Source organism: Mesorhizobium sp. WSM4816 (assembly GCF_055811535.1).
This window is the reverse complement of record NZ_JBVVQR010000003.1, coordinates 73,026-95,066: the sequence shown is the minus strand read 5'-3', so window position 1 is coordinate 95,066 and position 22,041 is coordinate 73,026. Positions and strand designations below refer to the sequence as shown.

General features: G+C 63.7%; 19 protein-coding genes. 2 read left to right on the top strand and 17 right to left on the bottom strand.

Annotated elements, in window-relative coordinates:
• Positions 1 to 17: 17 nt before the first annotated feature.
• From bglA to AC0L3H_RS04670, 4 genes are all read right to left on the bottom strand, one after another.
• The gene (gene bglA, locus AC0L3H_RS04685) at positions 18 to 1,682 is read right to left on the bottom strand and encodes a beta-galactosidase BglA (RefSeq protein WP_473584672.1); all 1,665 of its coding nucleotides are present in this window, start codon (positions 1,680 to 1,682) and stop codon (positions 18 to 20) included.
• Between the two features lie 4 nt (positions 1,683 to 1,686).
• Positions 1,687 to 2,841, bottom strand: a complete 1,155-nt coding sequence (locus tag AC0L3H_RS04680) for a carbohydrate ABC transporter permease (RefSeq protein WP_027151438.1) — start codon at positions 2,839 to 2,841, stop codon at positions 1,687 to 1,689.
• Position 2,842: 1 nt separating this feature from the next.
• Positions 2,843 to 3,856 (bottom strand): carbohydrate ABC transporter permease, encoded by a 1,014-nt coding sequence (locus AC0L3H_RS04675; protein WP_023796848.1) that lies wholly within the window; start codon positions 3,854 to 3,856, stop codon positions 2,843 to 2,845.
• A gap of 230 nt (positions 3,857 to 4,086) precedes the next feature.
• A complete protein-coding gene (locus tag AC0L3H_RS04670) occupies positions 4,087 to 5,442 on the bottom strand; it encodes an ABC transporter substrate-binding protein (RefSeq protein WP_473584671.1) in 1,356 nt (451 codons plus the stop codon).
• A gap of 361 nt (positions 5,443 to 5,803) precedes the next feature.
• Between AC0L3H_RS04670 and AC0L3H_RS04665 the strand changes: the two genes are divergently transcribed.
• Positions 5,804 to 6,826, top strand: a complete 1,023-nt coding sequence (locus AC0L3H_RS04665; protein WP_473584670.1) for a substrate-binding domain-containing protein — start codon at positions 5,804 to 5,806, stop codon at positions 6,824 to 6,826.
• A 129-nt stretch (positions 6,827 to 6,955) separates the two neighbouring features.
• Here the strand turns inward: AC0L3H_RS04665 and AC0L3H_RS04660 are convergent, their stop codons facing one another.
• The 13 genes from AC0L3H_RS04660 to puuE form a co-directional block, all read right to left on the bottom strand.
• A complete protein-coding gene (locus tag AC0L3H_RS04660) occupies positions 6,956 to 8,434 on the bottom strand; it encodes a S8 family serine peptidase (RefSeq protein WP_473584669.1) in 1,479 nt (492 codons plus the stop codon).
• Positions 8,424 to 9,092, bottom strand: coding sequence for an anti-sigma factor (locus AC0L3H_RS04655; protein WP_473584668.1), 669 nt, complete (start codon positions 9,090 to 9,092; stop codon positions 8,424 to 8,426). Before AC0L3H_RS04655 ends, AC0L3H_RS04660 begins: the two co-directional genes overlap by 11 nt.
• On the bottom strand, positions 9,089 to 9,655 hold the full coding sequence (locus AC0L3H_RS04650; RefSeq protein WP_027151444.1) for a sigma-70 family RNA polymerase sigma factor: 567 nt from the start codon (positions 9,653 to 9,655) through the stop codon (positions 9,089 to 9,091). The genes AC0L3H_RS04655 and AC0L3H_RS04650 overlap by 4 nt, the downstream gene beginning before the upstream one ends.
• 272 nt (positions 9,656 to 9,927) lie before the next feature.
• Positions 9,928 to 10,767 (bottom strand): alkaline phosphatase family protein, encoded by an 840-nt coding sequence (locus tag AC0L3H_RS04645; RefSeq protein ID WP_473584667.1) that lies wholly within the window; start codon positions 10,765 to 10,767, stop codon positions 9,928 to 9,930.
• Positions 10,768 to 10,775: 8 nt separating this feature from the next.
• The gene (locus AC0L3H_RS04640; RefSeq protein WP_473584666.1) at positions 10,776 to 12,428 is read right to left on the bottom strand and encodes an ABC transporter ATP-binding protein; all 1,653 of its coding nucleotides are present in this window, start codon (positions 12,426 to 12,428) and stop codon (positions 10,776 to 10,778) included.
• Positions 12,428 to 13,252, bottom strand: coding sequence for an ABC transporter permease (locus tag AC0L3H_RS04635; protein WP_473584665.1), 825 nt, complete (start codon positions 13,250 to 13,252; stop codon positions 12,428 to 12,430). The genes AC0L3H_RS04640 and AC0L3H_RS04635 overlap by 1 nt, the downstream gene beginning before the upstream one ends.
• Before the next feature lie 10 nt (positions 13,253 to 13,262).
• Positions 13,263 to 14,222: an ABC transporter permease gene (locus AC0L3H_RS04630; RefSeq protein ID WP_473492662.1), complete on the bottom strand. Its 960-nt coding sequence runs from the start codon at positions 14,220 to 14,222 to the stop codon at positions 13,263 to 13,265.
• Positions 14,223 to 14,238: 16 nt separating this feature from the next.
• The gene (locus AC0L3H_RS04625; RefSeq protein WP_473584664.1) at positions 14,239 to 15,825 is read right to left on the bottom strand and encodes an ABC transporter substrate-binding protein; all 1,587 of its coding nucleotides are present in this window, start codon (positions 15,823 to 15,825) and stop codon (positions 14,239 to 14,241) included.
• Between the two features lie 156 nt (positions 15,826 to 15,981).
• Positions 15,982 to 17,967 (bottom strand): CocE/NonD family hydrolase, encoded by a 1,986-nt coding sequence (locus tag AC0L3H_RS04620; RefSeq protein ID WP_473584663.1) that lies wholly within the window; start codon positions 17,965 to 17,967, stop codon positions 15,982 to 15,984.
• An 84-nt stretch (positions 17,968 to 18,051) separates the two neighbouring features.
• Positions 18,052 to 18,645, bottom strand: a complete 594-nt coding sequence (locus tag AC0L3H_RS04615) for a nucleoside deaminase (protein ID WP_473584662.1) — start codon at positions 18,643 to 18,645, stop codon at positions 18,052 to 18,054.
• On the bottom strand, positions 18,645 to 19,148 hold the full coding sequence (locus AC0L3H_RS04610) for an ureidoglycolate lyase (protein ID WP_473584661.1): 504 nt from the start codon (positions 19,146 to 19,148) through the stop codon (positions 18,645 to 18,647). The genes AC0L3H_RS04615 and AC0L3H_RS04610 overlap by 1 nt, the downstream gene beginning before the upstream one ends.
• Positions 19,145 to 19,993 carry a bifunctional allantoicase/(S)-ureidoglycine aminohydrolase gene (locus AC0L3H_RS04605; RefSeq protein ID WP_473584660.1) on the bottom strand — a complete coding sequence of 283 codons (849 nt, stop codon included), beginning with the start codon at positions 19,991 to 19,993 and terminating at the stop codon, positions 19,145 to 19,147. Before AC0L3H_RS04605 ends, AC0L3H_RS04610 begins: the two co-directional genes overlap by 4 nt.
• 44 nt (positions 19,994 to 20,037) lie before the next feature.
• The gene (gene puuE / locus AC0L3H_RS04600) at positions 20,038 to 21,471 is read right to left on the bottom strand and encodes an allantoinase PuuE (protein WP_473584659.1); all 1,434 of its coding nucleotides are present in this window, start codon (positions 21,469 to 21,471) and stop codon (positions 20,038 to 20,040) included.
• A gap of 192 nt (positions 21,472 to 21,663) precedes the next feature.
• Between puuE and uraH the strand changes: the two genes are divergently transcribed.
• Positions 21,664 to 22,038: a hydroxyisourate hydrolase gene (gene uraH, locus AC0L3H_RS04595; protein ID WP_236377917.1), complete on the top strand. Its 375-nt coding sequence runs from the start codon at positions 21,664 to 21,666 to the stop codon at positions 22,036 to 22,038.
• The last annotated feature ends 3 nt before the right edge of the window (positions 22,039 to 22,041 follow it).

The following is a 22,041-nucleotide window of genomic DNA, read 5'->3' as shown; positions in this document are numbered from 1 at the left end:
TCCAGTGAATTGCAAATTCAGTCGATACGCCCGAACCAGGCGCCGTAGCCGCCGAGGCGGATAAAGCCGGCGTCAGTCTGTCCCGAAAACCCGTGCCCCGGCAAGGGCTGCAGCGAGCGTCCGCCGAGATTGACTTCGGCCGGTCGGCTGCCGAGATTGAAGGCGCAGACGATCTGCTCATTGCCCTCGCGGCGCGTGAAGGCGACCGTATCGCCCTGGCTTTCGATGAACTCGATCTCGCCCTTGGCCAGCGCCGGATGCAGGCGGCGGAAAGCGAGAAAGCGCCGGTAGTGTTCGAGCAGCGAGTTGTCGTCGCCCTGCTGCACATCGACCGCCTGCGAAAGGTGCTTGGCAGGCACGGGCAGCCAGGGCTTTGCCGTGGAGAAGCCGCCATTGCCGTCGGCGCCATTCCAGACCATCGGCGTGCGGCAGCCGTCGCGGCCCTTGAATTCCGGCCAGAACCGGATGCCGTAGGGGTCCTGCAGATCCTCGAATTGCAATTCCGCTTCGCCAAGACCGAGTTCCTCGCCCTGGTAGATGCAGACCGAGCCGCGCAGCGACATCAGCAGCGCCGAGATCACCTTGAGATAAGCGGTCTGGTCGGCCTCGCCGGCCGCCCAGCGCGAGGCAGTGCGCATCACGTCGTGGTTGGAGAAGGCCCAACACGACCAGCCGTCGCTGGCGACCTCGCCAAAGGCTTCCAGCACCGAACGCACCTTTGCCGCGCTGATCTTTTCGGGCGCCAGGAAGTCGAATGAATAGCACATGTGCACGCGCTTGCTGCCGGCGGTATAGGCCGCCACCACCTCCAGTCCGCGCTGCGAATCGCCGACTTCGCCAACCGCTGCCGTCGCCGGATATTCGTCGAGCAGGGCGCGGAAGCGTTCGAGGAAGCCAAGGTTTTCGGGGCGGCTCTTGTCGTAGAGATGGTCCTGGTAGTTGTAGGGGTTGACGGAAGGAGCGGTCTGGTCGTTGCGCTGTTCGGGCGGCAGCGGCGGATTGTCCTCGAGGCCTTGGCTGTGGAAGTAGAAATTGATGGTGTCGAGGCGGAAACCGTCGACGCCGCGCTCCAGCCAAAAGCGGGTGACATCGAGCAGCGCGTCCTGAACTGCGCGGCTGTGGAAGTTGAGATCGGGCTGCTCGGCTAGGAAATTATGCAGGTAATATTGCTGGCGGCTGGTGTCCCACTGCCAGGCCGAACCGCCGAAGATCGACAGCCAGTTGTTGGGTGGCGTGCCGTCGGGCCTGGCGTCGGCCCAGACATACCAGTCGGCCTTCGGGTTGGTGCGGCTCGAGCGGCTTTCCTTGAACCACCGATGGATGTCGGCGGTATGCGACAGCACCTCGTCGATCATCACCTTGAGCCCGAGCCTGTGCGCCTCGGCGGTCAGGGCGTCGAAATCGGCCAGCGTGCCGAACATCGGATCGACGTCGCAATAGTCTGATACGTCGTAGCCGAAATCCTTCATCGGCGACTTGAAGAACGGCGAGATCCAGATGGCATCGACGCCGAGCGCCGCGATATAGGGCAGCCTGCCGATGATGCCCCTGAGGTCGCCGATGCCGTCGCCGTTCGAGTCCTGATAGCTGCGCGGATAGATCTGGTAGATCACGGCACCTCGCCACCAGTCGCGGTCGACGGCGAAGTCGGGACTCAACGTCGCTTTCACAGCGGATTGCATGATCTCAACCTCCCTTCACCGAGCCGGCGAGCAGCCCGCGGACGAAATAGCGCTGCAGCGAGAAGAACACGATCAGCGGCACGACAATGGTGATGAAGGCCGATGTCGTCAGGATCTCCCAGTCGCCGCCGCGCGAGCCGAGCAACGCGTTGAGCTTGGCGGTCAGCACGATCTGGTCGCCCTCGGTGCCGAGGAAAACCATCGCGACCAGCAGATCGTTCCACACCCACAGGAACTGGAAGATGGCGAAAGAGGCCAGCACCGGGAACGACAGCGGCAGCACGATCTTGACGAAGATCTCGAAATCGCTGGCGCCGTCGATGCGCGCCGATTCCATGATTTCTCGTGGCAGGCCGGCAATGTAGCTTCTCAAGAGATAGATGGCGAAGGGCAGGCCGAAGCCGGTATGCGCCAGCCAGATGCCGAGATAGGTTTTCGACGGCACGCCGAAGAAGCTGCCGACGCCGTTGTAAAGCTTCAGCAGCGGGATCAGCGACATCTGCAGCGGCACGACCAGGAGCCCGATGATCACCGCGATGAGCAACGCCCGGCCGGGAAAGCGCATCCAGGCCAGCGCATAGGCGGCGAACGCCGCGATCAGGATCGGGATGACGGTCGCCGGAATGGTGACGGTCAGCGAATTCATGAAGGAGCGGCCGATACCTTCCGAAAACAGCACCGTATTGTAATTGTCGGTGGTGAATTTCGGCGGCGCCGACGAGGCGTAGTAGACGCGCTGGCCACGCTCGCCCTCGAACGGCTTGGTCGAGGTCATGACGAAACTGCCGTCGGGGTTGAGCTGCAAGGTCTCGCCGTCACCGAGATCGGCTGTGGTGCCGGCGGGATATTGCGTCGGCGCCGACGACTTGACGCCAAAGGCGCTGATGTCGCGGGCCGGATCATCGCCGAAGATGTTGCCCTCGAGGACGAACTTGCCGTCCTTCTCGACTTGCGCCGAGGCGGGTGGCAGCCGCCCCGCTTCCGTCTGCGTGGAACTGGCGAACGAGTTCCACCAGCCCGAGGCGATGATCTGGTCCTTGTCGCGCAGCGACGAGACGAGAATGCCGAGCGTCGGGATCGTCCAGATCGCGACGAAGAGGAAGACCGCGATATGGACGCCGAAACGGCTGGCAAAGGACTTTCCGGTCGAGACGGCCATCTCAATGTCCTCCCGTCTCTTTGTTGGCCTGGCGGATGTTCCAGATCATGATCGGAATGACCGCGATCATGATGATGATGGCGATGGTGGCGCCACGGCCGAAATCGCCGCCGCCGCGGAACATCCAGTCGAACATCAGATTGGCCAGCACCTGGCTGTTCCATTGGCCGTTGGTCATCGTCAGCACGATGTCGAAAACCTTCAGCACCAGGATGGTGATGGTGGTCCAGACGACGGCGATCGTTCCCCAGATCTGCGGCACCATGATCTTCCAGAAGATCTGGAACGGATTGGCGCCGTCGATGACGGCCGCCTCCAGCGTCTCCTCGGGAATGCCCCGCAAGGCAGAGGACAGGATGACCATGGCAAAGCCGGTCTGGATCCAGATCAGGATGATCATCAGGAAGAAATTGTTCCAGAACGGCAGCGATATCCAGACCTGCGGCTGGCCGCCGAAATATTGGATGATGGCGTTGAGCAGGCCGATCTGCGTCTGGCCAGCACCGCGGTATTCGTAGATGAATTTCCAGATGACGCTGGCGCCGACGAACGAGATGGCCAGCGGCAGGAAGATGAGGCTCTTGGCGATTGTGCCCCACCAGATCTTGTCGGTGAGGACGGCGATGATCAGCCCGAGGAAGGTGCAGGCGGCAGGCACGACCGCCAGCCAGATGATGTTGTTGAGGATGGAGGTGCGGAATTCGCGGTCGCCGAACGCCCATTCATAATTGGCGAAGCCGACGAAATTGGCGCCACCGCGATCGAGGAACGACAGCCTGAGCGTCTCCACGACCGGGTAGATCAGGTAGATGGTGAGGATGATCATGGCCGGGCCGACGAACAGCCACGGCCGGATCATCCCCTGCCGGCGCAGATTGTCGATGGCCGCCGCACCTGCAACGCCGCGCGACGGGAAGATGATGTCCACCAGTTTGTTGGCGCCCCAGAAATAGGCGACGCAGCCGCCGACGCCGACGACGATGACGAATATGGCCGAGAAAATCTGAGCCGCCACGGGTCCCTCCCTCTGCGCATGATCCGCCAGTCGGGAATGACTTTGGCGATGCGATCACAGGCCGATTCAGTTATTTGGAACGCGATCGGATGCAAGGCAGGGTTTTGCACTTGCTGGTCGCGCGTCATGCCGGAATGTGCTCATAAAAATTGCTGCTGTGCGGGCCGCCGTTCGGATCCGGGCCATCGAGGCCCGGATCCATGCAGGATCGGACGTTCAGCCGGGACCGCCTACTTGATCGCGTCCCAGCTCTTCTGGATGTCGGTGGCGACATCCTGGGCGGACTTGCCGCCGACGAGATCGATCATGCCGGTCCAGAAGGCGCCGGCGCCGATCTTGCCCGGCATCAGGTCGGACCCGTCGAAGCGGAAGGTCGAGGCTTCGGCGAGGATTTCGCCCTGCTTCTTCAGCGCGTCGCTGGCATAGGCGTCCTTGTTGACCGACTTGAACGGCGTCACAAAGCCGCCCTGGGCCATCCAGATCTCATGGGCGAGCGGCATCTTCAGGAATTCGATGAACGCGCGGGCACTCTTGCTATCCTTGGTGATCATGGCCAGCGTGCCGGCGCCGAGCACCGGGGTGCCGAGGTCGGGCTTGGCAGCGTAAGCTGGGAAGTAGAAGAAGTCGGCGTCCTGGCCGATCTCGGTGCCTTCCGGGAAGAAGGTCGGGATGAACGACGCCTGGTGGTGCAGATAGCATTTCGGCGGCACCGAGAACAGGCCTTTCGGGCTATCGCGGAAATCGGTCGCCGCCACCGCTTTGGCGCCGCCGTCGACCATCTTGTCGTCGGTCGCGATCTTGCCGAATATGTCGATGGCGTTGACCACCGCCGGATCGTTGAACGGAATCTCGTTCTTCACCCACTTGTCGTAGGTCTCGGGCGTCTGGGTGCGCAGCATGATGTCCTCGACCCAGTCGGTCGCCGGCCAGCCGGTGGCGCCGCCAGAACCGAGCCCGATGCACCATGGCGTGCCGCCGTCGGCGATGATCTGCTTTTCGAGCTCGGCGAGCTCTTCCTGCGTCTTCGGCACCTCGTAGTCGGCTTCCTCGAAATTGTCCGGCGAGTACCAGACCAGCGATTTCACGTCGGCCTTGTATGGGAAGGCGAAAAAGCCCGGCTTGCCATCCTTGTCCTTGAAGGTGCCGAGATCGACCCATGACTGGCCGGCGCCGTAATTGTCCTTGATCCAGTTGGCGGTGTCGTCGCCGAGCGGCGTCAGCAGGCCCTTGGACGCCAGGTCCTGGATCAGGCCCGGCTGCGGCAGCACGGCGATGTTGGGCGGGCTGCCGGCCTGCGTGTCGATGACGATCTGCTGTTCGTAATTTTCCGACGAGGAGTATTTGACCTCGGCGCCGGTGGCTTCCGAGAAATAGTCGAGAACGGTGCGGATGAGGCCCTCGTCCTCGCCGCGCCATGGCCCGAAGATCGACAGCGTCTCGCCCTTGAGGTCGACTTTCTTGAGCTCTTCGTAATTCGCCCAGTTGAAGCGGGGGTCTTCGCCCGGCTTGAACTTCAGTTCGGCTTGCGCCGGTGCGCCCAGGGCGAGCGTCACAAAGGCGGCGCTCAGCAGAAGCATTTTCCTCATTGGTATTCCCTCCCAGTGGTGACAGACACCGGACGGAACCTCCATTCCGTCCGCCGACGCAGCAGGACTGTGACTCACTCGGAAGGGAACCGCAACCTTTCGAAGAGTCTTCCAAAGCGCTTTGGTCTTTGCAATCACGCCATTGAATTAATCAGGAGTCAAGAGGCTGGTAAACTAATCGATTTAATTTCACGGCCGCAACAGCAAACAAAGTGTGCTGCAGCACCATTTTGGGCGCTGCAACAGCAAATTTTGCTTCAAACCGGTTAGAAAGGGTGCTTATGATCTTCGCATCGGTAGCGCTTGCCGCCGTGGCGCGAGCGACCCATAGTTAAAGCGCTTTGAGGCTTGGAGGCCTCCGGTGAACCTCAAACAGCTTTCCCACATGCTGGCGCTTTCGCAGACCACGGTAAGCCGCGCGCTGAACGGCTACCCGGAAGTCAACGAGGAAACGCGCCGGCGGGTGATCGACGCCGCCAAGCGCCACGGCTATCGCCCCAACCCGAGCGCGCGTCGGCTGGCTACCGGCAAGACCGGGATGATCGGTTATGTCTTGCCGACCGGAGCGGCCGTCGACATCGACCCGCATTTCGTCGAATTCCTCTCCGGTCTCGGCGACTACGCCCGTTCGCACGAACTCGACCTGGTGCTGTCCCCCGCCGATGCCGGCGATCAGGAGACGACCTATCGGCGCATCGTCGCCAACCGGCAGGTCGACGCCGTCTACATCTCCTCGCCGAGGCCGGCCGACCGGCGGGTGGCGCTGGTCAGCACGCTCGGCATCCCCTTTATCGTCCATGGCCGCAGCGAAGGGCTCGATTTCGATTACCCTTTCACCGACATCGACAATGAGGGCGCCTTCCACGAGGCGGCACGGCTGCTCGTCCAACTCGGTCACCGGCGGCTGGCGCTGATCAACGGCGACGGCCGCGAGACCTTCGCCATTCACCGCGAGCGTGGTGTGCGCCGAGCGCTGGCGGCAAGCGGTCTGGCGCTTGGCGAAGGCGATGTCTGTTCCCTCGCCATGACCGAGGAGAACGGCTACCGCGCCGCCAGGCGCTTACTTGAGCAAAGCGATGCGCCGACCGCGATCGCCTGCTCCAGCCTGATCATGGCGCTCGGCGTCGTGCGAGCGGTGCGCGATCTCGGCCTGACCATTCCGGGCGACCTGTCGCTGATCGCCCACGACGACGTCTTCCCCTGGCTGAAGCCGGAGAATTTTTCGGTGCCGTTGTCGACGACGCGTTCGTCGATCCGCTTGGCCGGCGCGCGCGTCGCCGAGCGGCTGGCGGCGCGGATTTCCGGATCGGAGGAGGGCGCCCGCGGCGAAGTCTGGCCGGTCGACCTGGTCATCAGGGGATCGGTCGCCGGCGCGCCGACGTAAGGGTCAAATGTTGGCGGGGGGCCGGAAATGCGACATCGCGGTTCGCCCCCCTCCGTCCTGCCGGACAGTCCAGCAGGACAGAGGGGGGTGCTTCGCGCCGCCCCTCATCGCTTTACCTCCCACGCGGACTTACTCCTTCGCCGCCTCGGCCGCCCTGATATCCAACAGGCCATGGCCGAAATCATTGTCCCGCCCCTTGGGGCCGAGATCCCTTGCCGTGGCGGCCAGCGCTTTCTCGACCCAGTCGGCGGAACGGTCGGGTGCGGCATGCAGCAGATTGGCGATCGCGCCGGTGACGATCGCCGCGGCAAACGAGGTGCCGGTGACCACATCCGAACCGGCCCCGCTCGGCGCCACCATCTCGACGCCGGGAGCGGAGAGGAAGACGTAGGCGCCGCGATTGGCCTGCTGCATCAGCCCGTCCTTGGCATCGGTGGCGGTCACCGCGATGACGCCGTCGAAGGCGGCCGGGTAGCCGTAGGGCGCCTTCGGTCCGTTGTTGCCGGCGGCGGCGACCAGCACGATGCCCAAGGCGCGAGCATTGCGGCAGGCGACGCCGAGCAGGTCGTTCTTCGGGCCGACGAAGCTCATATTGATGATGCGGACGTCCTGCTCCGCCGCCCAGTCGAGCGCCGCAAGGATGACGTCCATCGTCGATTTGCCACCCTCGAAGGCACGGGCGTGGTAGATCCTGGCGCCCGGTGCCATGCCTTTGAGCGCGCCGACGCCGGCGATCAGGCCGTCGATCGAGGTGCCGTGATCGCGCGCCTCGATCGGCACGTCGGGCATGGCGTCGAACTGATCGGCGATGACGCCGGAGAGCGCTGGATTGGTGTCGTCGATGGCGGTGTCGATGACGGCGATGCGTACATTCTCGCCGCTCGCCCCTTTCGCATCGAGCGCAATGCGCTCGAAGGCATAGTTGACGATGGTGGCTGCCTGCTGCAGCGAGTAGATATGGTTGGGCTCGCGCCGCAAAGTACGGCCGTCGGCGGCAAGCTGCGCCAGCACGACGCCGACCGGGCGGCCATCGGGAATGCCGAAGCGCACCAGCGTGGCGCCGAGCAACTGAGACTGGCGCTGCGAACGCACTTCGAGGCCAAAGGAGGCAGCGATCTGCTGGACGGCATTGCCCTCCACCGTCACCAGCACCTCGTCCGGCACGAAATCACCGACGACGGCGCGCGGCGGCTCGGCCGCGACGAGATCGCTGGGCGAAACGATCGGGCCGCCCGCCGCAGCGGCTTGTATCGCTGTCGCACCGGCAGGCGGGACCGGCGGCGGCAACGCACCGCTGGCCGGATCGCGGCGCGGATCGGGCGTCGGCAGCGGCGCTTGGCCGCCGCCGATCGGATTGGGAAACAGGTCGACGATCAGCGCGGGAAGAAGCACCGCATTTGTCGCGGCAGGACCAGCGCCGGGCCTTTCGCCGCTGCCATCCTTTGTGTCGCGCTTGATGCAGTCGGCCGCCGTCGCCCCTCGGTTGAGGCAGTCGATTTCAGTCTGCGTAAGGTTCGGATCATTGGTCTGCGCCAAGGCCGGCACAGCGCCGATTATCATCGCCGCCACGAGCAGCGCCGCAAATCGGATGACCGCCCTAGGCGCCATCGACCGGTTTCCTTCCCTCGACCACAGCCTCCGCGAAAGGCTGGGCGGCAATTAGGCCGAGCACTTTTTCATAGTCGGCTGCGGTCGCGGCCGGGATGCCAAGACGGAAGACACCTTCGGCGGTCGGGCCGGCGGCAATCTTCAGCTGGTGCTCGCCAAGAAAAGCGACAATGTCGGCCATCTTCGCATCCGGCTTGAACGTGACCAGCGCGAACGGCATTTTCGCAAGATCGCCTTGCTGGCCGGCAATTTCGAAATCGCTGTCGATGCCGCCGGGCTGCTCAAACGACTGCACCACAACAAGCGCCAGCAGAGCCGCGGCCGCAGCCCAGGCGACGCCGGCGGGCACCGCGGTGAAGCGGCCCCACGCTTGCGCCAGCCAGGACGACGCCGCCGGCGCGCGCACCGGGCCGGCCTCAGCGCCGAGCGCCCGGGCGAAGCGGCTGAGCGCATCGGCCGGCGGACGGATCGCTTCATTGGATGCAGCGGTGCTGGAGAATTCGGCTTCGGCCCCGCCAAGTGCGGCAAGCGCTGCCGGGTCGGTCGCCAGCCATTCCTCGACGGCTTCGAGCTCTGCACCTTCCAGCGAGCCATTCAGGTAGAACGGCAGCAGCGTTTCCATTTGATCGCGGCGCGACATCTTTTCAGCGGCGCTCATGGCCACCCCCTGTCGTAACCGGCGGCCTTGAGGGCCTCGCCGAGTTTCTTGCGGGCGTAGAACATTCTGGTCTTGACGGTGGCGACCGGGATACCGAGCACCTCGCCGATCTCGCTCACCGACTGTCCGTGGTAGTAGGCAAGGTCGATCACCGTGCGGTGTTCTTCCGGCAAGGCATCGATGAAGCGCCGCAACGCGGCGCCCTTGTCTTCCTTCATGGTGACGACTTCCGGAGAGTCGGCGCCGTCGGCGACCTGGGCCGCGTCATCGTCGTCTATCCAGTCTTCCTTTTTCTTGCGCAGCGACGACAGCGCCTTGAAGCGGGCGATGCCGAGCAGCCATGTCGAGACTTCCGAGCGCCCCTCGAAGCCGGGCGCCTGGCGCCAGAGTTCGAGAAACACCTCGTTGGCGATATCGTCGGCCATCATTTCCGATCCCGTCTGGCGCACCACGAAGCGGTAGACCCGCGCGTGGTGGCGCATGAACAGGAGCCGCACGGCGGCACGGTCGCCTTTGGCGACCCGGCCGACAAGCGCGCGATCGGTTTCCGCGGCTGCCGTCATGGCCGGTCGAGCCGCCTGGCTCCTTTCTGCTCTGTCGCTGATCGGCCCAAAAAGGTTCACCGCTTTCCGCCCGGATTCTCTGAAAGCTAGCCGAAGAGCGGCAACGTTGCCAGAGATCTCCTCCTCCCCGTCTCTATACGGGGAGAAGTTCCCGGCAGGCGGATGAGGGGCGGCGCCAGCGCTCGCTGTTCACACTGAGCGTTCGCGCTGCCCCTCCCCTCTCCCCGTAAGGGACGGGGAGAGGGGGACGCGAAGGTTGGTGGTCGCCTCCATCAGCTCAAGAACGGCCGTGCCTTCATTGTCGCGGGCACCGGCACGCCAAGGCGCGCAAGCACTGTCGGCGCAAGCTGCAGCTGGTCGAGCAGCGTATCGGCCTCCGGACCCTTGCCCTGTCCGAAATAATACAGAGCAAAATCCTGCATCTCGTCGTCATGGCCGCCATGATGGCCGCGATCGGTCTGGCCGTGATCGGCGGTGACGATCACCTCGTAGCCGGCTTCCCGCCACCTCGGCAGGAAGGTGGCCAGCATGCCGTCCATCGCATAAACGGCGTGGTCCATCTCGTGGCAGTCGTGGCCGAAGCGGTGGCCCATCGAGTCCAGTGTGCAGGTATGCAGGATGCCGTAGTCGATGCCGTGGCGTCTGATCAGCATCGTCAGCGTCGCGAACAGGTCGACGTCGCTCGGTGTCATCTGGTTGCGGGCATTGTAGCCGGTCATGGTGTGGAACCGGCCATGCGTGATCGGCCCGCCCGGCTCGTCGAATTCCATATCCTCGACCAGATCGAACGGATAGGCCCGGAAGAATTCTGACCAGTAGGAATGGGTAACCGCGCCGGTCTTGCCGCCGGCCTTGCTGACTTCCGAGAATATATCCGGTTGCTCGATGCGGAACCGGTTCTCGTTGGTCAGAATGCCATGCACCTGAGGCGCCACGCCGGTGTGGATCGAGGCATAGCAGCCGGCCGAGGTCGATGGCAGCACGGAACGCATCTTCCAGACACGTGCTTCGCCCGATAGCACCCAGCCTTCGAGATTGCCCATCAGCCGGCGCCAGTTGCGGTAAGGCACGCCGTCGAGGATGATCAGCAGAAGTTTTGTCTTCAGTGCCACCGGGATGTCTAATTGCCCGCGCTGGCCATGCGCCGTCCCTTGATCGCCTTTTCCAGCCAGCCGATCTCCATTTCGGGGACTGAGGACAAGAGAAGGTCGGTGTAGGCATCGAACGGCGGCGCCAGCACCTGGCTCTTCGCGCCGTAGCGCACCACCTCGCCGCGATACATCACCGCGATCGAATCGGCGATCGACTTCACCGTGGCAAGGTCGTGGGTGATGAACAGATAGGCGACGTTTTCCTCTTTCTGCAGCTCGAGCAACAGTTTCAGGATGCCGTTGGCGACCAGCGGGTCGAGCGCCGAGGTCACCTCGTCGCAGATGATCAGCTTCGGCTTGGCGGCGAGCGAGCGGGCGATGCAGACGCGCTGCTTCTGGCCACCGGAAAGCTCGGCCGGGTAGCGGTCGACAAAGCCCTTGCCCATTTCGATCTTGTCAAGCAATTCGGCGACGCGCTTGTCGCGCTCGCGGCCGCGCAAACCAAAATAGAATTCGAGCGGCCGGCCGATGATGGTGCCGACGGTCTGGCGCGGGTTCATCGCCACGTCGGCCATCTGGTAGATCATCTGCAACTGGCGCAGATCCTCCTTGGGCCGGTCGGCGAGCCGGTTGGCGAGCGGACGTCCATCGAAGGTGACGGTGCCCTCTTCGGGCGGCAGGAGGCCGGTGATGGCGCGCGCCAGCGTCGACTTGCCCGAACCGGACTCGCCGACCACCGCCAGCGTCTGGCCCGGATAGATGTCGACCGAGACGTTCTTCAGCACCTTGATATGGCTGCGGCCATAGGCGGCGGTGATGTTCTTGACCGACAGGAACGGCGTCGTGCCGGGCTTCTGCTCCTGGTGCTCGATCTCATGCACCGAGACCAGCGCATTGGTGTATTCCTGGCGCGGTTCCTTGATGATCTGGCGGGTGCCGCCCCATTCGACCAGCCGGCCGTGACGCAGCACCATGATCTCGTCCGCGACCTGGGCGACCACGGCGAGGTCGTGGGTGATGTAGAGCGCCGCGACATGGGTGTCGCGGATGGCATCCTTGATCGCCGCCAGCACGTCGATCTGCGTCGTCACGTCGAGCGCCGTGGTCGGCTCGTCGAAGACGATCAGGTCGGGCTCGGAGCACAGCGCCATCGCCGTCATCACGCGCTGCAGCTGGCCGCCCGATACCTGGTGCGGAAAGCGCTCGCCGATGCTTTCGGGGTTCGGCAGGCTGAGCTTCTTGAACAGCGCAACGGCGCGTTTTTCGGCCGCAGCCCGGGTTGCCGTGCCATGCAGCAGTGTCGCCTCGACCACCTGGTCCATCAGCCTATGCGCTGGGTTGAAGGCGGCGGCAGCCGATTGCGCGACATAGCAGACCTCGCGGCCACGGAGCTTGCGAAAGCCTTCCTTGCCGCCCTTGAGGATGTCGCGGCCGTTGAGGGTGACCTCGCCGCCGGTGATGCGCACGCCGCCGCGGCCATAGCCCATCGACGCCAAGCCGATGGTCGACTTGCCGGCGCCGGACTCGCCGATCAGGCCGAGCACCTTGCCCTTCTCGAGCGTCAGCGAGACGTCGTGGACAAGCACGATGTTCTTCGGCGCCTCGCCCGGCGGGAACACCGTGGCCTCGATGCGCAGATTGCGGATGTCGAGCAGCATGGACTTTGCTCGCTGGTCAGCCATCACCCGCGTCCTCCCTTAAGGCTTGTCGTGCGGTTGAGCACCCAGTCGGCGACAAGGTTGACGGAAATCGCCAGCATGGCGATCGCCGCCGCAGGGATGAGCGCCGCCGCGATACCGAAGACGATGCCATCCTTGTTTTCCTTGACCATGCCGCCCCAGTCGGCGCTAGGCGGCTGCACGCCGAGCCCGAGGAAGGACAGCGTCGACAGGAACAGCACCGCATAGATGAAGCGCAGGCCGAGTTCCGAAACCAGCGGCGACAACGCGTTGGGCAGGATCTCGCGGAAGATGATCCACGCGCTGCCTTCGCCGCGCAGCTTGGCCGCCTCGACGTAATCCATGACGTTGATGTCGACGGCGACCGCCCGCGACAGGCGGTAGACGCGGGTCGAGTCGAGGATACCCATGACCAGGATCAGCGTTACCAGATTGGTAGGCAGCACCGAGAGCACGACGAGGCCCATGATCAGCGTCGGGATCGACATCAGGAGATCGACGAGGCGCGACAGCAGCGTGTCGAACCAGCCGCCGAAAACCGCCGCCGAGAAGCCAAGGATCGCGCCAAGCGAGAAGGACAGCGCCGTGGCCAGCACCGCGATGAGCAGCGTGACGCGGGCGCCGTAGATCATGCGCGAAAGGAGGTCGCGGCCGAGATTGTCGGTGCCCAGCCAATGTGTCGCCGACATCGGTCCCCAGACGTCGCCGACAATCTCGCCATTGCCATAAGGAGCGATCCAGGGCGCGAAGATCGCCCCCAGCACGAACAGCGCCGTCAGCACCAGGCCGATCAGCGCAGGGATGGGGATGCGTTTTATGTCGAGCATGCCCGCTCCCCTATTTCGGATGTCTGAGACGCGGATTGGCGACGATCGCCGCTATGTCCGCAATGATGTTCAAGCTGATGTACACGGCGGCGAAAATCAGGCCCACCGCCTGCACCACCGGCACGTCGCGCTTGGTGACGTGGTCGACGAGATATTGGCCCATGCCCGGGTAGACGAAGATCACTTCGACCACGACGACGCCGACGATGAGATAGGCGAGGTTGAGCATGACGACGTTGATGATCGGCGCAATCGCATTGGGAAAGGCATGCCTGCGGATGACGGCGAATGCCGAAAGCCCCTTGAGCTCGGCGGTTTCCACATAGGCCGACTGCATGACATTGAGGATTGCGGCGCGCGTCATGCGCATCATGTGGGCGAGCACCACCAGCGTCAGCGCCGCCGCCGGCAGCATGATCGCCTGCATGCGCTCGCCGAAAGGCATTCCGTCATAGACCGTCGAGATGCCGGGGAAGATCTGGTATTTCACGGCAAAGAAATAGACCAGCACGTAGCCGATGAAGAATTCGGGAAACGAGGTCGAGGCAAGCGCCAGTCCGGAGATCAGCTTGTCGACCCAGCCATTGCGGTAACGCACTGCGATCAGGCCGAGTATGATCGCCAGCGGCACGGCCACGACCGCCGCCCAGAAGGCGAGGAACAGCGTGTTCCACAACCGCCCCTTGATCGACGTCGCAATATCCTGCCCGCTCGACATGGCGGTGCCGAGATCGCCGGTCACGACGCCGCCGAGCCAGCGGAAATAGCGGATAAAGGCCGGATCGTTGAGGCCGAGCTGCTCGCGCAGATTGGCGAGCGACTCCGGCGTCGCCGACTGTCCGAGAATGGCTTGCGCGACGTCGCCGGGCAGGATCTGGGTGCCGGCGAAGATCAGGACCGAGACGGCCAACAAGAGAAGGATGCCCAGCGCAACGCGCTGGGCCACCAGTTTCACAATGGGTGAGGACATATCCGCAAGGCCAGGCTCAAGCTTCGAGCCAGCACTTCGCCAGAGCGTAGCCGTTCATCAGTTCCTGATGCGGATCGTCGACCCAGCCGGCGACCTTGGCACCCGTCGCGTCGATGAACTGATTGAACATCGGCAAGATGAGGCCGCCCTCGTCGCGCACCATGACAGCCATGTCGTGATACATCTGCTTGCGCTTGGTCTCATCGAGCTCGGCGCGCGCCGCCAGCACCATCTTGTCGAAGTCCGGACGCTTGAAACGCGTATCGTTCCAATCGGCCGTCGACAGATAGGCGGTCGAATACATCTGGTCCTGGGTCGAGCGGCCGCCCCAATAGGAGGCGGAGAAGGGCTGCTTGTTCCAGACCTCGTTCCAGTAACCGTCGCCGGGCTCCCGCTTGAGCTCGATCTTGATGCCGGCCTTGGCCGCGCTCTGCTGGAAGAGCTGGGATGCGTCGACGGCGCCGGGGAAGGCGACATCCGAGGTCCTGAGCAGCACGGTGCCGTCGTGCCCCGACTTCTTGTAGTGGAACTTGGCCTTGTCGGGGTCGTAGTTGCGCTGCTCGATCTCGGTAAACAGCGGATAGGACGCGTTGATCGGGAAGTCGTTGCCGAGCGAGCCATAGCCTCTGAGGATCTTGTCGAGCATCTCCTCGCGGTCGATCGCCAGCTTCAGCGCCATGCGCAAATCGTTGTTGTCGAACGGCGCCGTGTTGCAATGCATGATGAAGACGTAGTGGCCAGGACCCGCATGGTTGCGGATGGTGACGCCGGGCAGCCGCTTGATCAGGTCGACGATCTTCGGCTCGACGCGGTTGATCATGTTGACCTGGCCGCCCTGCAAGGCCGAAGTGCGCGCCGTGGCGTCGTTGATGACGATGATCTCGATCTGGTCGGCATGGCCCATCTTGTCGGCCTGCCAGTAATTGGCAAACCGCTCGCCGCCATGGCGCACGCCGGGCTCGTTGGTGGTGATCTTGTAGGGTCCGGCCGAGATGCCGGCGTCGGCCTTGTCCTTGCCGCCATTGGGCTGGATGATCAAATGGTAATCGCTAAGCAGATAGGGCAGGTCGGCATTGGCTTCCTTCAGCGTCAGCACGACTTCCTTGCCGCTGGCCTTGATGCTCTCGATGCCTTTCATGTAGCCGAGCGCGCCCGACTTCGACTTCTCGTCCGAATGGCGTTGGAGTGTGGCGGCGACGTCCTCGGCGGTTACCGTCTTGCCGTTATGGAATTCGACGCCGTCGCGAATCTTCAGCGTCCAGACCTTGGCGTCGTCAGACGAGCCGATCTCCTCGGCGATGCGGTTCTCGAGCGTGCCTTCCGGGGAAAGCTCGACGATCAGTTCGCCCCACATCTTGCCGAAGGCGAACGGCACCTGCGTCATGAACAGGGCCGGATCGAGGCTGTTGGTGGACTCGCCGCCGACCAGGCCGGCCTTCAACGTGCCGCCCTTGACCGGACCCGCGGCGCGCGCTGCACTTGAAAGCAGCGAGTTGGCGAAGGTCGCGGTGACGCCGAGCGCTGCCGCCCGGCCGAGAAAATCACGACGGCTCAGTTTGCCGGATGCGACGCGCAGGCTAAGAAATTCCAGTTCGTTTGACATGTTGAGTTCCTCACTCTGTTGGTTCGACCTTGTGGTCGTTTTTTATGGTTTCTTGTGAGGAGAATAATGACCGCAAGGGAACGCCGTAAGCAAGACCGAATGCGACATGCCGTGGCGTAAATCGTACGTCGCAATTGGACCAATCCGCATAAGCGCTCAAAGCAGATCGCGCGGGATTTTCTCTTCGAAATTACGCTCGAAAACCAGTTCCTCGCCTTCATAGGCTTCGATTCTGGCGCTAATAATGAAGTTTTGCGCATCGGACCGCATCTCGGCTGACGTTTCTGTGCGCACCGACCATCCATTTCGCGACAGCGTCTGCGTCCAGTGGGTCTTGCCCGACGCTGACAGCGGATTGTCAGGATGGATCGCCCATGTCTCGCGGGCGACGCTGCCATTGGCGAGGCCATGCTCCAGGTCGCGCACCTCGCCGAAATCGTCGACAATGGAAAGCGTGACGATTCCGGTCTTCTCGTCGCGATCAACATGACGCTCCGAATTGGCGGCACGGACCGTTTCGGTTGCCCAGGGCACGGCTGCCTCGGGCGTAGGGAACGTGACTTCGTCGCCTTGCGCCGGCGGACGCAGCGGCAGCTTCAGCGTAGCCGCCGACAGGTCGAGCCGAACCGGTTCCGGCGATGGCCAGATCATCGGCCAGTAGGCGTTCGAAACGGCAATACGCAGGCGATGGCCTGATGGCACGCGATAGGCGCATTGGTCGAGCACCACCCGCGCCAAAACGGTCTCTTCCGGCACCAGCGCCTCGGGGAATTCATGCGAGTTGCGGTGCGTCAGGTTGAGCACGCCGTAGGAGATCAATTCGGATGCGCCGTCAGGATGCACGTCGCACAGCCGCACCGCGATGTTCGCCTGCGGTCGATCCGAGGCGACCTGGATCAAAACCTCCGGCGCGCCGACAATGTCGATCGCCTCGCCGAGCGGGGGCTGGTCGAAACACACCGACAGCAAATCGTCGGGGCGCTGGTCGCCGGGCAGTTCCGGCCCGAAGGTGAAGGGGAAATATTCGCCGCCGGCGAGGCCGCAGCTTTGTGGCGAAGCCACGATTGCAGGCCTGGCGCCTTCCGGGATCAGTTCGATCGCCTCAGCCTTGATGTTGGGCGATGGCCAGTCTGCTTCGGCAACCCAGCGGCCGGGCCGCTCGGGATGCCAACGCGCGGGGCGCACGCTGTCCATCACATAGGCGCGGTAGGCCGGGTCGGCCTCGACGCCGGTGTCGATGCCTTTCAACCAGCGGTCCCACCAGCGCAAGGCCTCCTGCAGGAAGCCGATCGCTGGTTTCGGTGCGGCGTAATGCGGGTACTTGTGGATCCACGGGCCGACGATGCCCTTGACCGGCGCCTCGATATTGGCCGCGAGGTGGGAAATCGTATTGCGATAGCCGTCATGCCAGCCGCCGATCGACAGCACGGCGGCTTGGATGGCGGAATAGTTCTCGCAGATCGAACCGCGCTTCCAATAGGCGTCGCGGTGCTGATGCTTCAGCCACAATGGCGCCAGGAAGGGCTGGTTCGCCAGTCGGGTCAACCACAGGTCGCGCCAGCGGTTGTCGCCGGCGAGCAGCGGATCCGGTGGCCGCGACGAATAGGACAGCATGGTCGAGGCCCAGCCGAAATTCTCGACCAGCAGGCAGCCGCCCTTGTAGTGGATGTCGTCGGCATAGCGGTCGACGGTCGAACAGAGACTGATCACCGCCTTCAGCGCCGGCGGCCGCTTGGCTGCCGTCTGCAGGCAGTTGAAGCCGCCCCAGGAGATGCCCATCATGCCGACACTGCCGTTGCACCAGGGCTGGGCCGCCGCCCAAGCGATCACGTCGCATGCGTCCTGCAATTCTTGCTCGGAATATTCGTCATCCATCAGCCCTTCGGAATCGCCATTGCCGCGCGTGTCGACGCGGATAGAGGCGTAGCCGTGACCGGCGAAATAGGGATGCGTCAGCTGGTCCCGATAAATTGTGCCGTCGCGCTTGCGGTAGGGCAGGTGCTCGAGGATCGCCGGCACCGGATCGTCGGCGCCATCGGCCGGCATCCACACCCGCGCCGACAGCCGGCAGCCATCCGGCATGACGATGCCCATGTCCGGAAACTCGACGACCTTGCGGGGAAATTCAGTGACGGTTTTCATGCGGGCGACTCCAGGACCGCCAAATGATGGAGCCCGTGGGACGTCGTCGTGGGCCAGCCAACGAATTCGGCTGGTCAATCCGCGTCAACTCAACGGAATGTCGTTTTCGTCCTTGCTCGCCTGGTAAGCGCTGGACAGTTCGTCGTAGCGCGCCGAGATCTTGCCGATCCGCGTTTCCAGTCGCACACGCTCGGTCTCGGGCAGCGACCACACCAGTTTTCGGATCGAAAAACTCTTCCAATAGGCGTTCTCGGCATTGTAGCCGCCAGGGTCGAGGGTGAAGACCTCCTTCAGGATCTTCAGGTCGTGTGGGATGGCGAAGCTGTCGCGCGAATCCTCGTGCGAAAACAGATAGTAGAAATTGTCGAAGCCGGTCCAGGTGATCGCCGACAGGCATAGCGAGCAGGGTTCGTGCGTGGCGAGGAAGATCGCGTCCTTGGTGTCGACGCGCTCGGCCTTCGGCATTTCGTAGAACCGCTTCAGGCAGTGCACCTCGCCATGCCAGAGCGGATTTTCCGCCTCGTTGTTGGTTTCGGCGAGCACCAGCGAGCGGTCATCCTTTCTCAAGATCGCCGCGCCGAACAGCTTGTTGCCATGGGCGACGCCTTCGGCCGTCTTCGGCACAATGTCATGCTCGATGACGTCGAGCAGGCGGTCGATCAGCGAAGTATCGGCCATTATTGGCTCCTGTCCGGCAGATCGATCTCGTAACCGTGCGAGAAATGGCACTCTTCGAGGTTGGAGCCGTCGCCACCGCGGTCGACGACGAGAAAATCCTGGGCCTCACCGATCGGCGTCAGCACGCCGTGCCACCGATTGCGTGGGTAATTGACGCCTTGCCCGGGCGTGGTGATGAATGCGTGCGGCTCTCCTGGGCCTTCGTCGCTGTCATGGCAGACGACGACCAGGAACGGCCGTGGCGACAGCGGGATGAAAGCCTGGCTGCCGAACGGGTGACGCTCGACCATGGTGAGCTTCAGCGGAAAATCGTAAGGCGTGCCGCGCACCATAGAGATCAGCACGCGCGCATTCGGTCCCTGCGCCTCGGCGGTGGCGAGGTCGTGGTAGCGTTCCGCCTTGCCGCCATTGATCGGGTAGTGATTGTCGCCGCCCATATCGATGACGTCGCCGAATTCAGCGAAGTTCTCGCGGGTCAGCGAGCGCGCCACAATGCGGCTCATGGCGCGCGCCTCGCGACGCCGGCGCCGCCAAGCTTGGCATGCCGGTTGACGTCCTTGTAGAGCAGATATCGGAACTGGCTCGGACCGCCGGCATAGCAGGCCTGCGGGCAGAAGGCGCGCAGCCACATATAGTCGCCGGCCTCGACCTCGACCCAGTCCTGGTTAAGGCGGTAGACCGCCTTGCCCTCCAGCACATAGAGGCCGTGCTCCATGACATGGGTCTCGGCGAAGGGGATGACCGCGCCCGGCTCGAGTGTAACCAGGGTGATGTGCATGTCGTGGCGCATGTCTTCAGGATCGACGAAACGCGTCGTCGCCCATCTGCCTTCGGTGCCGGGCATGGGCGTGGGCGCGATGTCCTGTTCGTTTGCAAAAAGGGCTTGCGGCGTATCGATGCCCTCCACGGCTTCGTAGGCTTTTCGGATCCAGTGGAAACGAACGGGTGCGCCGCCCTCGTTGCGAACGGTCCATCCGCTGGCCGGCGGCAGGAAAGCAAAGCCGCCCGGCTGCAGGACATGTTTCTCGCCAGCCAGCAAAACGGTCAGCTCGCCCTCGACCACGAACAGGGCGCCCTCGGCGCCGGCATCCAGTTCCGGCCGGTCGCTGCCGCCGCCGGGCGCGACCTCGACGATGTATTGCGAAAACGTCTCGGCAAAACCCGAAAGCGGGCGCGACAGCACCCAGACGCGGGTCTCGTCCCAGAACGGCAGGGCGCTGGTGACGATGTCCTGCATCACCCCCCTGGGAATGACGGCATAGGCCTCGGTGAAGACGGCCCGGCCGGTCAGCAGCTCACTCTGGCCGGGGTGGCCGCCCTGCGGCGCGTAATAGGTTCGGTCGGCCATTTTCATCGTATCCATCAGTTCAGAGCCTGTTGCGGAAGCCAGGCCTATTGCGGAAGCATGTCCTTGAGGCGGAGCAGTGCGATACGCTCGACCTGTTTGCAGGCGGTTTCGAATTCAACGCCGCGGCTGTTGCCGATGCGCGCCTCGAACTCCGCCAGGATTTCTTCCTTGGTCTTGCCTTTCACCGCGATGATGAAGGGGAAGCCGAAACTGGTGACGTAGGCGGCATTGAGCTTGGAGAACAGCTCGCGCTCTTTATCGGTCAGCGCCTCGAGCCCTGCGGAAGCCTGTTCCCTGGCCGATTCCGCAGTCAGCCGCTTGGTTTGCGCCAGTTTGCCGGCAAGGTCGGGATGGGCGTTGAGCACGGAGAGCCGCTCGGCCCCGCTGGCGCCGCGAAAGACACGGCACAGCGCATTGTGCAGGCCGCCGGCACTGTCATGCGCCGGACCGAGCTCCAGCTCATAGGCGCGCTCGGCGATCCACGGCGAATGCTCGAATACGCCGCCGAATGCCTGGACGAAAGCCTCGAATTTCATCTTCGACGGGCGCAGCGCCGGCGGCCGGAACGGGTGGGCTTTTTGCCAGTGCCTGGCGATGTCGATGCGCCGCGCCAGCCAGACCCTGTCGTGCGATTTGACGTAGTCGATGAAACGCTTCAGCGCCGCGACCCGGCCCGGCCGGCCGACGAGGCGGCAGTGCAGGCCGATATTCATCATGCGCGGCCGTCCTGCCCCGCCCTCGGCATAGAGCGTGTCGAAACTATCCCTGAGATAGGCGAAGAACTGGTCGCCCGAGTTGAAGCCCTGCGGCGTGGCGAAACGCATATCGTTGGCGTCGAGCGTATAGGGGATGATGAGCTGCGGCTTTGCCGACCCGTCCGGCGCAGCATGCTCGAACCAGTAGGGCAGCTCGTCGTCATAGGTGTCCGACACATAGTCGAAGCCGCCCTCTTCCGCCGCCAGCCGCACGGTGTTGATCGACGTGCGGCCGGTGTACCAGCCGGTCGGCCGTGCGCCTGTCACCTCGTAGTGCAGCCGGATTGCCTCGTCCATGTCGCGGCGCTCGTCCTCCGGCGCATGGTCGCGATAGTCGATCCATCTCAGCCCGTGCGAGGCGATCTCCCAGCCGGCCTCCTGCATCGCCACGACCTGGTCGGGCGAACGTGCCAGTGCTGTGGCGACGCCGTAGCAGGTGATCGGCACCTCAGCCTCGGTGAACAGGCGCAGCAATCGCCAGAAGCCGGCGCGGGCGCCATATTCGTAGATCGATTCCATGTTCCGGTGGCGCTGCCCGGGCCAGGGTGCAGCGCCGACGATCTCGGACAGGAAGGCTTCCGAAGCCTTGTCGCCGTGCAGGACGCAATTTTCGCCGCCTTCCTCGTAATTGACGACGAACTGCACCGCAACATGCGCCCTGCCGGGCCATTTCGGATCCGGCGGATTAGCGCCGTAGCCGCGCATGTCTCGTTCGTAACGCATTGTAGCTCCTGCCGGATAGTGTGATCAGGATAGTCGAAAGGATGCTTGCGCATTCCCCCGAAAATTTTTGAAAGTGTTTTTGCAGCACTTCACTCGACCGGGACTTATGCATCGCCTTTAATGGGCGCACAATTCGCCAAACATGTTCGACTGTACCGGACATGTTCGAGTGTACCGGAATGGGAGCAGCCAGTGGCGGAAACGTCGAAAGCCGAAGGCGGACGTCTGACGACCCATGTCCTCGACACCGCGACCGGCAGGCCGGCGGCAGGCCTGTCGATCGAGCTTTACCGCATCAACGACGACATGCGGACGCATCTGAAGACAGCGGTCACCAATGCCGACGGCCGCTGTGACGCGCCGCTGCTGGCCGACGCGGAATTCCGCACCGGCGAATACGAGCTGGTCTTCGCCGCCGGCGACTATCTGCGCCGGCAGGGGTTGAGACTGCCGGAACCGGCCTTCCTCGACAGCGTGCCGATCCGCTTCGGCATGGCCGAGCCGATGCACTATCACGTGCCGCTGCTCATATCGCCCTACGGCTATTCGACCTATCGGGGGAGCTGAGAC